Origin of the sequence: Streptomyces sp. NPDC048514, assembly GCF_043199955.1 — a bacterium.
Classification (GTDB): domain Bacteria; phylum Actinomycetota; class Actinomycetes; order Streptomycetales; family Streptomycetaceae; genus Streptomyces.
Genome location: NZ_JBICWT010000006.1, coordinates 263,109 through 276,356, shown reverse-complemented (window position 1 = coordinate 276,356; position 13,248 = coordinate 263,109). Strand labels below are relative to the sequence as shown.

Annotated in this window: 11 protein-coding genes and 5 tRNA genes; 3 read left to right on the top strand and 13 right to left on the bottom strand. The window is 71.5% G+C overall.

Annotated features, from left to right (window positions below; all coding sequences use genetic code 11):
* Nucleotides 1-68: 68 nt before the first annotated feature.
* The 4 genes from ACGFT2_RS15705 to leuC form a co-directional block, all read right to left on the bottom strand.
* Nucleotides 69-719 (bottom strand): HU family DNA-binding protein, encoded by a 651-nt coding sequence (locus tag ACGFT2_RS15705; protein ID WP_393278106.1) that lies wholly within the window; start codon nucleotides 717-719, stop codon nucleotides 69-71.
* Between the two features lie 136 nt (nucleotides 720-855).
* The gene (locus tag ACGFT2_RS15700; protein WP_393278104.1) at nucleotides 856-1,086 is read right to left on the bottom strand and encodes a hypothetical protein; all 231 of its coding nucleotides are present in this window, start codon (nucleotides 1,084-1,086) and stop codon (nucleotides 856-858) included.
* Nucleotides 1,087-1,351: 265 nt separating this feature from the next.
* Nucleotides 1,352-1,945 (bottom strand): 3-isopropylmalate dehydratase small subunit, encoded by a 594-nt coding sequence (leuD, locus tag ACGFT2_RS15695; protein WP_393278102.1) that lies wholly within the window; start codon nucleotides 1,943-1,945, stop codon nucleotides 1,352-1,354.
* A 2-nt stretch (nucleotides 1,946-1,947) separates the two neighbouring features.
* Complete coding sequence (gene leuC / locus ACGFT2_RS15690) at nucleotides 1,948-3,375, bottom strand: 3-isopropylmalate dehydratase large subunit (protein ID WP_393278100.1); 1,428 nt, start codon at nucleotides 3,373-3,375, stop codon at nucleotides 1,948-1,950.
* A 208-nt stretch (nucleotides 3,376-3,583) separates the two neighbouring features.
* Here leuC and ndgR point away from each other — a divergent pair, with 208 nt between their 5' ends.
* Nucleotides 3,584-4,300 carry an IclR family transcriptional regulator NdgR gene (gene ndgR / locus ACGFT2_RS15685; RefSeq protein WP_145883474.1) on the top strand — a complete coding sequence of 239 codons (717 nt, stop codon included), beginning with the start codon at nucleotides 3,584-3,586 and terminating at the stop codon, nucleotides 4,298-4,300.
* A gap of 231 nt (nucleotides 4,301-4,531) precedes the next feature.
* A complete protein-coding gene (locus tag ACGFT2_RS15680) occupies nucleotides 4,532-4,696 on the top strand; it encodes a hypothetical protein (RefSeq protein WP_393278098.1) in 165 nt (54 codons plus the stop codon).
* Nucleotides 4,697-4,747: 51 nt separating this feature from the next.
* Here the strand turns inward: ACGFT2_RS15680 and ACGFT2_RS15675 are convergent.
* The 9 genes from ACGFT2_RS15675 to ACGFT2_RS15635 all read right to left on the bottom strand — a co-directional run bounded on the left by ACGFT2_RS15675 (nucleotide 4,748) and on the right by ACGFT2_RS15635 (nucleotide 8,738).
* Nucleotides 4,748-4,820 (bottom strand) — tRNA-Glu (locus tag ACGFT2_RS15675).
* Between the two features lie 28 nt (nucleotides 4,821-4,848).
* A tRNA-Gln gene (locus ACGFT2_RS15670) sits at nucleotides 4,849-4,920 on the bottom strand.
* 21 nt (nucleotides 4,921-4,941) lie between these two features.
* Nucleotides 4,942-5,014: transfer RNA gene (locus tag ACGFT2_RS15665), tRNA-Glu, on the bottom strand.
* Between the two features lie 29 nt (nucleotides 5,015-5,043).
* Nucleotides 5,044-5,116, bottom strand: a tRNA-Glu gene (locus ACGFT2_RS15660).
* A 21-nt stretch (nucleotides 5,117-5,137) separates the two neighbouring features.
* Nucleotides 5,138-5,209: transfer RNA gene (locus ACGFT2_RS15655), tRNA-Gln, on the bottom strand.
* 90 nt (nucleotides 5,210-5,299) lie between these two features.
* Nucleotides 5,300-6,031, bottom strand: coding sequence for an HAD family hydrolase (locus tag ACGFT2_RS15650; RefSeq protein ID WP_393278096.1), 732 nt, complete (start codon nucleotides 6,029-6,031; stop codon nucleotides 5,300-5,302).
* A 121-nt stretch (nucleotides 6,032-6,152) separates the two neighbouring features.
* Nucleotides 6,153-7,637, bottom strand: coding sequence for a glutamate--tRNA ligase (gene gltX, locus ACGFT2_RS15645; RefSeq protein ID WP_393278094.1), 1,485 nt, complete (start codon nucleotides 7,635-7,637; stop codon nucleotides 6,153-6,155).
* Nucleotides 7,630-8,415 (bottom strand): fumarylacetoacetate hydrolase family protein, encoded by a 786-nt coding sequence (locus tag ACGFT2_RS15640; RefSeq protein ID WP_393278092.1) that lies wholly within the window; start codon nucleotides 8,413-8,415, stop codon nucleotides 7,630-7,632. The genes gltX and ACGFT2_RS15640 overlap by 8 nt, the downstream gene beginning before the upstream one ends.
* A gap of 134 nt (nucleotides 8,416-8,549) precedes the next feature.
* The gene (locus ACGFT2_RS15635) at nucleotides 8,550-8,738 is read right to left on the bottom strand and encodes a hypothetical protein (RefSeq protein ID WP_393278090.1); all 189 of its coding nucleotides are present in this window, start codon (nucleotides 8,736-8,738) and stop codon (nucleotides 8,550-8,552) included.
* Nucleotides 8,739-9,307: 569 nt separating this feature from the next.
* Here ACGFT2_RS15635 and ACGFT2_RS15630 point away from each other — a divergent pair.
* Entirely contained in the window at nucleotides 9,308-13,243 is a 3,936-nt protein-coding gene (locus tag ACGFT2_RS15630) for a nitrate- and nitrite sensing domain-containing protein (RefSeq protein ID WP_393278088.1), read from the top strand.
* The last annotated feature ends 5 nt before the right edge of the window (nucleotides 13,244-13,248 follow it).

Below are 13,248 nucleotides of genomic sequence, written 5' to 3'. Positions count from 1 at the left end.
CCCTTACAAACGCCGCGGGCCGGGCTCCCCAGGGGAGTCCGGCCCGGCGCGTGAGTGCCCAGGTGGCCTTACGACGCCTTGCGGGCGGTGGCCTTCTTCGCGGTGGTCTTGCGGGCCGTCGACTTCTTGGCCGGGGCCTTCTTGGCGGTGACCTTCTTCGCCGGGGCCTTCTTGGCCGTCGCCTTCTTGGCGGTGGTCTTCTTCGCCGCGGTGGACTTGGCGGTCGCCGTGGTCTTCTTGGCGGGCGTGGTCTTCTTCGCCGTGGTCTTCTTGGCGGTGGCCGTGGTCTTCTTCGCCGGCGTGGCCTTCTTGGCGGTGGTCTTCTTCGCGGCGGCCTTGGTGGTCTTCTTGGCCGCGGCCTTCTTGACCGTGGCGGAAGCGGCGCCGGTCAGGCTGCCCTTGGGCGCCTTCTTGACGGAGACCTCGCCGCCGCGAGGCAGCTTCTTCGAGCCGCTCACCAGGTCCTTGAAGCCCTGGCCTGCGCGGAAGCGCGGCACGGAGGTCTTCTTGACCCGAACCCGCTCGCCCGTCTGGGGGTTGCGGGCGTAGCGGGCGGGGCGGTCCACCTTCTCGAAGGACCCGAAGCCGGTGACCGAGACCCGGTCCCCGCCGACAACCGCGCGGACGACCGCGTCCAGGACCGCGTCGACAGCATCGGCGGCCTGCTGGCGGCCGCCCATCTTGTCGGCAATCGCTTCTACGAGCTGCGCCTTGTTCACGTCTTCCCCTTCGGAGACATCGCCAGAACGAAAGTGTTCAAGCTTTTTCGCACGTTAGGCAGATATATACCGCAAATCAAACACGAAACGGGCTTATCACCCTTGTGCCGCAACGGACTCGGTTGTCCCGGGCTGTTCAGCGGTCCTCGTCGGGGATCCGACCCTCGTCGAGGTCCGTGGTGAACCGCTCGAGCCGCCTTGCCGCATCGGCGAGATCGTGCTTGGCCGCGGCCGTAATGACCAGCAGCTTCCGGGTCAGCGCCATCCGTACGCCCTCCGGGACTTGCAGTGCGCGCACTCTTGCGTGCGCTTCCTTGAGCTGGTTCGCGACCGCCGTATAGAGCTGGAGTTGGCCGTCGTGTCCCATGCACAGATTGTGCCATCTGGGGCGAGTTGTCGCCTGCGCAGGGTGCAACTGCCGCCCCGAACGGCCTTCCAGGCACGCGCGAAGACCGCGAACACGGCACTCACCTACCCTTACAACCACCGCCGTAACGTGGGAAGTTGAGCGAGCGGGGGCGCGGCGGCAGGGCCGTTCGGGTGCAGACATGGCCGTACCCCCGATCGTGGCGATCGGGGGTACGGAGAAGGTGTTGGGGTGGCCGAAACCCGACCCGTCCGGGCCGGGTGGGTCAGGCCTGGAGGGTCTGCGGCTTGTAGCCGGGCCGCCCGGCCTCGTAGGTGGCGATGTCGGCCTCGTTCCGGAGCGTGATCGAGATGTCGTCCAGGCCGTTCAGCAGCCGCCAGCGGGAGTTCTCGTCCAGCTCGAAGGCGGCGGTGAGGCCCGCCGCCCGCACCTCGCGAGTCTCGAGGTCCACCGTGACCTCGGCCGTGGGGTCGGCCTCGGTCAGCTCCCACAGCGCGTCCACGATCTTCTGGTCCAGCACCACCGTGAGCAGGCCGTTCTTCAGCGAGTTGCCCCGGAAGATGTCGGCGAAGCGCGAGGAGATCACGGCCTTGAAGCCGTAGTTCTGCAGCGCCCAGACGGCGTGCTCGCGGGAGGAGCCGGTGCCGAAGTCGGGGCCGGCGACCAGGACCGTGGCGCCCTGCCGCTCGGGGCGGTTGAGCACGAACTCCGGGTCCTTGCGCCAGGCCTCGAAGAGGCCGTCCTCGAACCCGTCCCGGGTGACCTTCTTGAGCCAGTGAGCAGGGATGATCTGGTCGGTGTCGACGTTGCTGCGGCGCAGCGGCACGGCCCGGCCGGTGTGAGTGGTGAAGGCTTCCATGGTTATCGGGCTCCAGCGGGCGCGGGGACGTCGGTCAGGTCGGCCGGGGAGGCCAGGTGGCCCAGGACGGCGGTGGCGGCGGCGACCTGCGGTGACACCAGGTGCGTACGGCCGCCCTTGCCCTGCCGGCCCTCGAAGTTGCGGTTCGAGGTGGAGGCGGAGCGCTCGCCCGGGGCCAGCTGGTCGGGATTCATGCCCAGGCACATCGAGCAGCCCGCGTGCCGCCATTCGGCACCGGCCTCCTTGAAGACAACGTCCAGGCCCTCGGAGACGGCCTGCAGACCGACCCGCGCGGAGCCGGGGACGACCAGCATCCGTACGCCGTCGGCGACTTTGCGGCTCCGCAGGATCTCGGCGGCGGCGCGCAGGTCCTCGATGCGGCCGTTGGTGCAGGAACCTACGAAGACGGTGTCCACGTCGATGGAACGCAGCGGCTGGCCGGCCGCCAACCCCATGTATTCCAGGGCCTTTTCGGCGGCGAAGCGCTCCGACGCGTCTTCGTACGAAGCCGGGTCGGGGACGGACGCCGAAAGCGGCGCACCCTGGCCGGGGTTGGTGCCCCAGGTGACGAACGGCGACAGCGCGGTGGCGTCGATGACGACCTCGGCGTCGAAGACCGCGTCCTCGTCCGTCCGGAGCGTCTTCCAGTACGCGACGGCCTCGTCCCAGTCGGCGCCCTCGGGGGCGTGCGGGCGGCCTTCGAGGTACGCGAAGGTGGTCTCGTCGGGGGCGATCATGCCCGCGCGGGCGCCGGCCTCGATCGACATGTTGCAGATGGTCATCCGGGCCTCCATCGAGAGCTTCTCGATGGCCGGGCCGCGGTACTCCAGGACGTAGCCCTGGCCGCCGCCGGTGCCGATCCGGGCGATGATCGCGAGGATCAGGTCCTTCGCGGTGACGCCGTCGGGCAGCTCGCCCTCGACGGTGATGGCCATGGTCTTCGGGCGGGCCATCGGCAGCGTCTGGGTGGCCAGCACGTGCTCGACCTGGGAGGTGCCGATGCCGAACGCCAGCGCGCCGAAGGCACCGTGCGTGGAGGTGTGCGAGTCGCCGCAGACGACGGTGGTGCCGGGCTGGGTCAGGCCCAGCTGCGGGCCCACGACGTGCACGACGCCCTGCTCGACGTCGCCCAGCGGGTGCAGGCGCACCCCGAAGTCGGCGCAGTTCTTGCGCAGCGTCTCCAGCTGGGCGCGGGAGACCGGGTCGGCGATGGGCTTGTCGATGTCGAGGGTCGGGGTGTTGTGGTCCTCGGTCGCGATGGTGAGGTCGAGGCGGCGGACCTGGCGGCCGTTCTTGCGCAGACCGTCGAAGGCCTGGGGGCTGGTCACCTCGTGCAGCAGGTGCAGATCGATGTAGAGGAGGTCGGGCTCGCCCTCGGCGCGCCGGACGACATGGTCGTCCCAGACCTTCTCCGCGAGTGTCCTACCCATCGCTTTCCCTCCGGCCGGCAGACGTGCACCGGCCCAACTAGAGATCTTGAGGAAGCGGCGGCTGCCCGTGAGGGCCCCTGAAAGTCGTGATTCCGGGCGTCCGCCGCCGGGCCCTCGTGGTACTCGGGCCGCTGTTCTGATTCCAGGGTGGCGCGTTCCACGGAAAATTGAACTTGCGTTTCACAGAGTGAGACGTGAGTATCGTTGCATGGACAACAGTAGCGGCGTCGGCGTTCTGGACAAGGCGGCCCTCGTCCTGAGCGCTCTGGAGTCCGGTCCGGCCACCCTCGCGGGTCTGGTCGGGGCCACCGGACTGGCACGACCCACGGCCCACCGCCTGGCCGTGGCCCTGGAACACCACCGCATGGTGGCACGCGACATGCAGGGCCGGTTCATCCTCGGACCGCGCCTCGCCGAGCTGGCCGCGGCGGCCGGTGAGGACCGCCTGCTGGCGACGGCCGGCCCGGTGCTCACCCACCTCCGCGACGTCACCGGCGAGAGTGCACAGCTCTACCGGCGCCAGGGTGACATGCGGATCTGCGTGGCCGCGGCGGAACGCCTGTCCGGCCTGCGGGACACCGTCCCGGTCGGCTCCACGCTGACGATGAAGGCGGGCTCCTCGGCGCAGATCCTGATGGCCTGGGAGGAGCCGGAGCGGCTGCACCGCGGCCTCCAGGGCGCCCGCTTCACGGCCACGGCCCTGTCGGGCGTACGGCGGCGCGGCTGGGCCCAGTCGATCGGCGAGCGCGAGCCGGGCGTCGCCTCGGTCTCGGCGCCCGTGCGCGGCCCCTCCAACCGCGTGGTGGCCGCCGTGTCGGTCTCCGGCCCCATCGAGCGCCTGACGCGCCACCCGGGCCGTATGCACGCCCAGGCGGTCATCGACGCCGCCGGCCGCCTGTCGGAGGCCCTGCGCCGCTCGGGCTGAGCGCCCCCGCGACACACCGAGGAGGGCCTGCCCCGACGCCGCGGCAGGCCCTCTCGCACATCTCCGCACGGGAAGAACCGGCGCGGGACCCGCACCGGTACCGGCCCACGGCCACGGCTCGCCGGACACCCCGGCCGCACCGCCGTACGGGATGCCGGTGACCGCGATCAGCGCGCCGCCCGACTCGGACACCCGTGCACCGCGGCCGATTTGGAGCCCTGCGCCCGCGCCGTGGAGCAGCTCGCCGCCGACGACCTGGACCTGGCCGAGCGCCACGCGCCGGAGGAGCAGGTGGAGGCGGCCGTGGCGCTGACCGTCCTGTACGAGCCGGTACCGACGGCTCTGCGCCGGCTGACCCAGGCCGATGAGTCGCGCCGGCGGCTCGGGGACGGCTGACCCCCGGACACGCGAAAGGCCCCCCACCGAAGTGGAGGGCCTTCCTGTGCGTACCCCCGACCGGATTCGAACCGGCGCTACCGCCTTGAGAGGGCGGCGTGCTAGGCCGCTACACAACGGGGGCCTGGACACTGCGTTTCCGCAGGTCCGAGCTGGTCTACCTGGACTCGAACCAAGACTAACTGAACCAGAATCAGTCGTGCTGCCAATTACACCATAGACCAATGATGGTTTAGACCAGTCAGTACCCCCGACCGGATTCGAACCGGCGCTACCGCCTTGAGAGGGCGGCGTGCTAGGCCGCTACACAACGGGGGCCCTAGCGATCCCGAGAAGATCAGGACCAGTACCCCCGACCGGATTCGAACCGGCGCTACCGCCTTGAGAGGGCGGCGTGCTAGGCCGCTACACAACGGGGGCTTTGCAGATAAGCTCTGCGAGCTGGCCTACCTGGACTCGAACCAAGACTAACTGAACCAGAATCAGTCGTGCTGCCAATTACACCATAGGCCACTGGAACTCAAGCCCCTGCGGGGATCTCGTTCTAGTTTGCGCCTCGGGCTTCCGGCCTTCCGGCCCGCTTCCCTCGGCGCAGGAAGAACATTACCCGAAGGTGGACGGGGCTCCAAAACGGGTATCCGCGCGGACGAGCGCCGGGAGTTCGGCGAGGGTCGAGATCCGGTGCGCGACCACCTCGCCGACGGCTCGCGCGTAGGCCGCGCCCCGGTCGATCCACACGGACAGCAGTCCGGCCTCGGCGGCGCCCCGCCCGTCGATCTCCGGATGGTCGCCGACGTACGCCACCTCGTGCGGGGGCAGGCCCAGCGCCTCGCAGGCGGCGAGGAAGGCGCCGGCCTCGGGCTTGGAGACGCCCAGCTCCGCGGCGCACAGCACGGTCTCGAAGCGGTCGAACAGGCCGAGGGTGCGCAGCTTGCGGTCCTGGACGGTGAGGCTGGAGTTGGACAGCACCGCGTGCCGATGGCTGGCGGCGAGTGCCTCCAGGGCGGGCAGCACGTCCGGGAAGAGGCTCCAGGCGGCCTCGTAGTGACCGACGTACCGCTGGAACCAGGCGTCCGCCTCCGCGTCGGACAGCTCCTCCCCCAGGAACGTCCGCACCCGGTCCCGCCGCTGCCCCTCGAACGAGACCTCCCCCGCCGAGAACCGCGCCCACTGCCGGTGGGTGATCTCACGCCACCGCACGAGGGCCTCCTCGGCGCCGGCGTAGCCGGCGAGCAGCCCCTCGATCGCGAGGTGGGCCCGCATGCCCTCCCGGTCGGCGGTCGTGTAGTCGAAGAGGGTGTCGTCCACGTCCCACACGACGGCTCTGATCGTCATGCGCCCGACAATACCGCCGCACGGCCGGGGATCCGGGGGCTCTCCGCCGACCGGGCGGACGACGAGGGGGCGGCACCCGGACACCCGGATGCCGCCCCCTCGGTGTGGAGCTCGTAGCCCGTTACGCGGCGAGCTTCGCCAGCGCCGCGTCGATCCGCGCCAGCGTCCTCTCCCTGCCCAGGACCTCCAGGGACTCGAAGAGGGGCAGGCCGACCGTGCGGCCGGTGACGGCGACCCGGACCGGGGCCTGGGCCTTGCCGAGCTTGAGGCCGTGGGCCTCGCCGGCCGCCAGGACGGCCTCCTTGAGGGACTCGGCGGAGGTCCAGTCGGCGGCCTCCAGCTTCTCGCGGGCCGTGCGCAGGAGGGCGTCGCTGCCTTCCTTCATCGCCTTCTGCCAGCTCGCCTCGTCGGCCACCGGCTCCGGCAGGAACAGGAAGTCGACGCTGTCGGTGATCTCCGACAGGACCTTCAGGCGGGTCTGGGCGTGCGGGGCGATCGCCTGCCACCTGGCCTCGTCGAAGTCCTCCGGCGCCCAGGGGGCGAAGGGGGGCTTCAGCCAGGGGCGGCAGCGCTCGGTGAAGTCCTTCACCTCCAGCATGCGGATGTGGTCGGCGTTGATGGCCTCGCACTTCTTCAGGTCGAAGCGCGCCGGGTTGGGGTTCACGTCGGAGACGTCGAAGGCCGCGACCATCTCGTCGATCGTGAAGATGTCCTGGTCCGCCGAGAGCGACCAGCCCAGGAGGGAGAGATAGTTCAGCAGGCCCTCGGGCAGGAAGCCGCGCTCGCGGTAGAGGTTCAGGGAGGCCTGGGGGTCGCGCTTGGAGAGCTTCTTGTTGCCCTCGCCCATCACGTACGGCAGGTGGCCGAAGGCGGGGGTCCGCTCGGCGATGCCCAGCTCGGTCAGCGCCTTGTACAGGGCGATCTGGCGCGGGGTGGAGGACAGCAGGTCCTCGCCGCGCAGCACGTGGGTGATGTCCATCAGCGCGTCGTCGACCGGATTGACCAGCGTGTACAGCGGGGCGCCGTTCGCCCGGACGATGCCGTAGTCGGGCACGTTCTCCGGGGTGAAGGTCAGCTCTCCGCGCACCAGGTCGGTGAAGGTGATCGCCTCGTCCGGCATGCGGAAGCGGACGATCGGGGTGCGGCCCTGGGCCTTGTACTCCTCGACCTGTTCGGCGGTCAGCTCGCGGCAGTGGCCGTCGTAGCCGGAGGGCAGGCCGGCGGCGCGGGCGGCCTCGCGGCGGCCGTCCAGCTCCTCCTGGGAGCAGTAGCAGTGGTAGGCGTGGCCGGCGTCCAGGAGCTTGCGGGCGACGTCGGCGTAGACGTCCATGCGCTGCGACTGGCGGTACGGCGCGTGCGGGCCGCCGACCTCGGGGCCCTCGTCCCAGTCGAAGCCGAGCCAGCGCATCGCGTCGAGCAACTGCTGGTACGACTCCTCCGAGTCGCGCGCCGCGTCGGTGTCCTCGATACGGAAGACCAGGGTGCCCTGGTGGTGGCGGGCGAACGCCCAGTTGAACAGGGCGGTGCGGACCAGGCCCACGTGGGGGTTACCGGTGGGCGAGGGGCAGAAACGGACGCGTACGGGGGAGCCGGGTGCGCTAGCCACGCTTGACAACCTTGTTGGTGAGAGTGCCGATGCCTTCGATGGTGACGGCGACCTCGTCGCCGACGTGCAGGGGGCCGACCCCCGCGGGGGTGCCGGTGAGGATGACGTCGCCGGGCAGCAGGGTCATGGCCTCGGAGATGTTGACGACCAGGTCCTCGATGGAGTGGATCATCTCGCTCGTGCGGCCCAGCTGGCGCTGTTCGCCGTTCACGGTGAGCTGGACCGTCAGGTCGTTCGCCCGGTCGAGGTCCAGGTCCGTCTCCACCCAGGGGCCGAGCGGGCAGGACGTGTCGAAGCCCTTGGCCCGGGCCCACTGCTTCTCGCGGCGCTGGACGTCGCGGGCGGTGACGTCGTTGGCGCAGGTGTAGCCGAGGATCACGTCCTTGACGCGCTCGCGCGGCACCTCGCGGCACATGCGGCCGATCACCACGGCCAGCTCGGCCTCGTGGTGCAGTTCCTCGGTGAACGGCGGGTACTGGATGTCGTCGCCGGGGCCGATCACCGAGGTGGAGGGCTTGAAGAAGGCGAACGGCGCGTCGGGCGTCTCGTTGCCCAGCTCGCGCGCGTGCTCGGCGTAGTTCCGGCCGAAGGCCACGACCTTGTTCGGGAGGACCGGCGGGAGCAGTCTGACCTTGCCGAGCGGCACCTTGGTGCCGGACAGCTCGTGGTCCGCGAACGGGATGCCCTTGATGATGTCGAGGACGAGTTCGTCCTGCTTGTCGCCCTCGACCGCGCCGAAGGCTACGTTCCCGTCGATGGAGAACCTGGCGATGCGCACGGGATCCTTGCGCCCCTCCCTGAGAACCGGCGTACTGACGCCCCAGGTTAACCGGTCCCCTCGCCCGGCGCCGGGCCGGTACGGCCGCCGGTCAGGTGTTTCGTGGTGCGCGCCGGCGGCGTACCGCGCGGTCGCTACTCGCCGGCCGCGGCGCCCACCGGCAGGTCCATCAGGACGGTGCGCCTGGGATTGGCCGTCTGGGCGGGGAGGTCGGCGGACTGCTCCGGCAGCTCCGGCGTCTGCAGGGCGCCGGCGTCGTCGAGGTGCGCCAGGGTCGTGCGTCGCGGATTGGCTATGTTGCGGAACATCATCGTCGTCTTCACCGTTGTCGTCCTGTGCCCTCTGGGTCGGGTGGTTGGCAGAGTCGCCGCTCCTGTAAAGCGTCAGGCTAAACATCCGGATCCCCGCCGAAGACGCCAACTGACCCCGGCGTTCATGTGAGTTTGCTCACGACGTCCCCGGCAAACCGGTCAATTCCGGCCCGCACATCGCGCCACCGAAACGGACATTGGGCCCCTGAAGCCATCATTCCGCTCCTGATCATGGCGACTGGGACACGTGCCACCCGGCGCCGACTCGCTGGAAAACGCCCGGTTCGCCCCGGATCGACTTCCACGACAGGTGATGTGACACTCACAGCCCGTCACGGAGGTCACAGCTCGGGCCACGGCCCTTGTTGGAGATCCGGCACTGTGCTGGAATTCCACGGACCGCCGCGGGATCGAGTCCGGCGCACAGGGCGCGACGCAGCGCCGAGTGGCGGCGAGATGGGGGGAACCAGCGCCGGTCACTCAAGACCACCGGGGGGCGTATTCAGGACGCCCTCCAGAACGCCGACACCGTGTCCCTCCGTTCGCGCGGAGGGGTGCCTGGTCCAGAGGTTGCGACGCTAGTGCAGGGACGTTTCAAGAGGGATGGCAGCGCTTCGGCGGAGCCGGAGTCGCACGACGGGACTGGCCCCATGAAGGGCAGCTCCTCGCCCCAGCACGCCCAGAACCCGGGCCCGGCCCCGTCCGGAGACGGCGGTGAGCGCGCCGGCCGCCCCGGCGCGTCGGCCTCGTCGGCCGGCGCCACGAAGGCGGCGAGCGCCGGCACCCCCAAGCCGGCCGCGAAGTCCTCCCCGGGACCGACGGGCCCCGGTTCGCGCCTGGCCCTGCGCAACTGGCGCATCTCCACGCGCCTGGTGTCGCTGCTGGCGCTCCCCGTGGTCGCGGCGACCTCGCTGGGCGCGCTGCGCATCAACTCGTCCATGGACGACATCCAGCAGCTCGACAACATGAAGCTGCTGACGGACATGACCAAGCAGGCCACCGAGCTGGCGGCCGCGCTCCAGGAGGAGCGCGACCAGTCCGCGGGCCCGCTGGCGCACGGCGGCGCGAACGACTACACGGTCAAGGGCTACCAGCAGAAGACCGACCGGGCCCGCGACAACTTCCTCGACGCCTCCGAGCAGATCGACGCGGCCAGCAAGGACGGCAACCTGCAGGGCGTCCGCGACGCGCTCGTCGGTCTCGCCAACCAGCTGGACGACCTGGCCAAGATCCGCCGGTCCGCCTACAAGTCGAAGGACAACTCGACCCAGACGGTCGAGTCCTACCACCGGCTCATCACCCAGCTGATCGGTCTGTCGCAGGACATGGCCGAGGCGTCCAGCAACCCGGAGATGATCTCGCGCACCCGCGCCCTGGCGGCCTTCTCCACCGCCAAGGAGTACGCCTCCGTGCAGCGCGCCATGATCGCCGCCGCACTGCCCGCGACCACCTCCACCAAGGGCCACCTCGCCGAGAACGACCGCCTCTACGGCCAGTCGGCGTACGAGAGCGAGGGTTCCGAACTCGCGATCTTCCGGAAGATCTACGCGGACGAGAACGCCGAGGAACTCCTCAAGCCGATCGACGAGGGCAACCCGACGATCGAGACGGCCGACACCTACGCCAAGCGCTCGTTCGAGTCGCGCAACGGCATCGAGGGGCTGCCGGCGCGTTCGTACCGCGACTGGGTGGACACCAGCTCGACCAAGATCGAGCAGATGAAGAAGATCGAGCACACGCTGCTCGAGGACATGGAGCAGAAGGCCCGCGAGCTGCGCAGCGCCTCCGAGCGCGAGGCGATCATCTCCGGTGCGCTGATCCTGCTCGTGCTCGGCGTGTCGCTGGTCGGCGCGTTCGTCGTGGCCCGCTCCATGATCCGCTCGCTGCGCCGGCTGCAGGAGACGGCCACCAAGGTCGCCCAGGACCGGCTCCCCGAGCTGGTCAAGCAGCTGTCGGAGGCCGACCCGCAGGACGTCGACACGTCCGTGGAGTCGGTCGGTGTGCACTCCCGGGACGAGATCGGCCAGGTGGCCGCGGCCTTCGACGACGTGCACCGCGAGGCGGTCCGGCTCGCCGCCGAGCAGGCCCTGCTGCGGGGCAACGTCAACGCGATGTTCACCAACCTCTCGCGCCGCTCCCAGGGCCTGATCCAGCGCCAGCTGTCTCTGATCTCCGAGCTGGAGTCCCGCGAGGCCGACCCGGACCAGCTGTCCTCGCTGTTCAAGCTGGACCACCTCGCCACCCGTATGCGCCGTAACGGCGAGAACCTCCTCGTCCTCGCGGGTGAGGAGCCCGGCCGCCGCTGGACCCGACCGGTCCCGCTGGTCGACGTGCTCCGCGCCGCCGCGTCCGAGGTGGAGCAGTACGAGCGCATCGAGCTGGCCTCGGTCCCGACCACCGAGGTCGCCGGCCGGGTCGTCAACGACCTCGTGCACCTGCTGGCCGAGCTGCTGGAGAACGCGACCTCCTTCTCCTCCCCGCAGACCAAGGTCAAGGTCACCGGTCACGCGCTGCCCGACGGCCGCGTGCTGATCGAGATCCACGACACCGGTATCGGCCTCTCCCCCGAGGACCTTGCCGCGATCAACGAGCGGCTCGCCTCGCCGCCCACCGTGGACGTCTCCGTCTCCCGCCGCATGGGCCTCTTCGTGGTCGGCCGGCTGTCCCAGCGGCACGGCATCCGCATCCAGCTGCGCCCCTCCGACTCCGGTGGCACGACCGCGCTGGTCATGCTGCCCGTGGACGTCGCCCAGGGCGGCAAGAAGCCCGCTCCGGGCAAGCCGGGCCCCGGCTCCACCGGCGGCCCCGCCGCCGCGCAGGCGGCCGCCGGTGCCGCCGCGGCCCGCCGTGCCAACGGCAACAACGGCCAGAGCGGTGCCCTCGGCGGCGCCCCGGCCGGTGGCGGTCTGCTCGGCTCCGGTCCCGGCCCGCGCGGCCAGGTCGGCTCCGGCCAGGGGCCCCGGGCCGCGCTGCCCGGCACGGGCCACGGCGGCCGGCCCGGTGCGCCGGGCGGAGCACGCGGTCCGCAGGGCGGTCCGGGTGCCCAGCAGGGCGGTCCCGGTGCCCAGCAGGGCCGGCCGGCGCCCGCCGGTGCCGGCGCGGGTGGCTTCGGCGGCCAGGCGCCGGGTGCCCGGCAGGGCCTGCAGGCCGCGAACCCGGGCGGACCGCAGCAGGACGCCTTCGGCGGCCGTGGCCCGCAGCGGCCCGCCGCCCCCGGCGACCGGAGCCGGCAGCCCCAGCTGCCGCCGCGCGGCGGCCCGCGGGCCGAGCTGCCCGGCGGTGACCCGCAGCAGCGCACCCCGGACTGGGCGGACACCCAGGCCCCGCTGTCGCGCGCCTCGCTGGACGCCCCGCGCGGTCACGACGAGCAGGACCCCTCGCAGACCTCGCGCATGCCGCGCGTCGACGACCGGCACGGTCCGGGCGCGACCGCCGAGATACCCCGCATCGACGCACAGGGCCCCGCCGCAACGGGCGAGTTCCCGCGCGCCGAGCTGAGCGGCCCGGGCGGTGCCCAGGGCGCCGGCCGGGGCCGTCGTGCGGAGAACCCCCAGCAGACGGGCCAGTTCGCCCGCCCCGGCACCTCGCAGCAGACGGGCGGCTACGCGCGCCCCGACGCCTCGCAGCAGGACCAGTACGGGCGTCCCGAAGCCCCGCAGCAGGACCGGTTCGCGTCGCAGCCCGGCCACCAGCAGGACTCCGGCCCGTTCGTCCGCTCCGACGTCTTCGGCACCCCGGCACCCGGCCGGCCGGACGACGGCGCCCAGAACACGGCCCAGAACACGGGCCAGTTCGCGGCACCGCAGGCGTACGACGGAGGCTCCACCGGTCAGCACGCCCTGCCCGGCCGCCAGGACCCGGCGCAGAACGGCCAGTTCGAGCGTCCGCAGCCGGGCGGCCGGGACGCCTACGCGCCCCAGGACGGCCGTGCCGACTTCGGCGCCCCGCGCCCGCCGGCCCCCCAGCAGCAGCGTCCGCCGCGCCGCGAGCCCGACAACCGGGGAGCCACGCAGCGACCCGACGAGGGACGCGGGGCGAGCGACGCGTGGGCGCTGCCGCCGGCCAGCGGTCCGGGCGACGGCCGTACCCCGCTGTACGACACGCTGGAGACCAACTGGTTCCACGGCACTCAGCAGCAGGACGGCGCCCCCGCCCCCCAGCAGCAGCCGCAGGCCCCGGCTCAGCCCGAGGCCCCGGCTCCACAGCGTTCCGTCCCGAACACCGGCTCCTGGCGCACCTCGCCGAACGACGAACTCGTACGGCAGGCAGAACGCGTCCGGCAGCCCGCCGCCGGCGGTGTCACCACCTCCGGCCTGCCGCGCCGGGTGCCCCGGGCGAACCTCGTCCCGGGCACGGCACAGCAGCAACAGCACCAAGCCGGTCCGCAGGTCTCGCGTGCGCCTGACGACGTACGCGGACGGCTGACCAATCTTCGTCGGGGTATCGCTCAGGGCCGTCAGGCCGGCAGCGGCCAGACCGGCAGCTTCCCGAGCCCCACTCACCAGCAGGAGCGTTAGTTGAG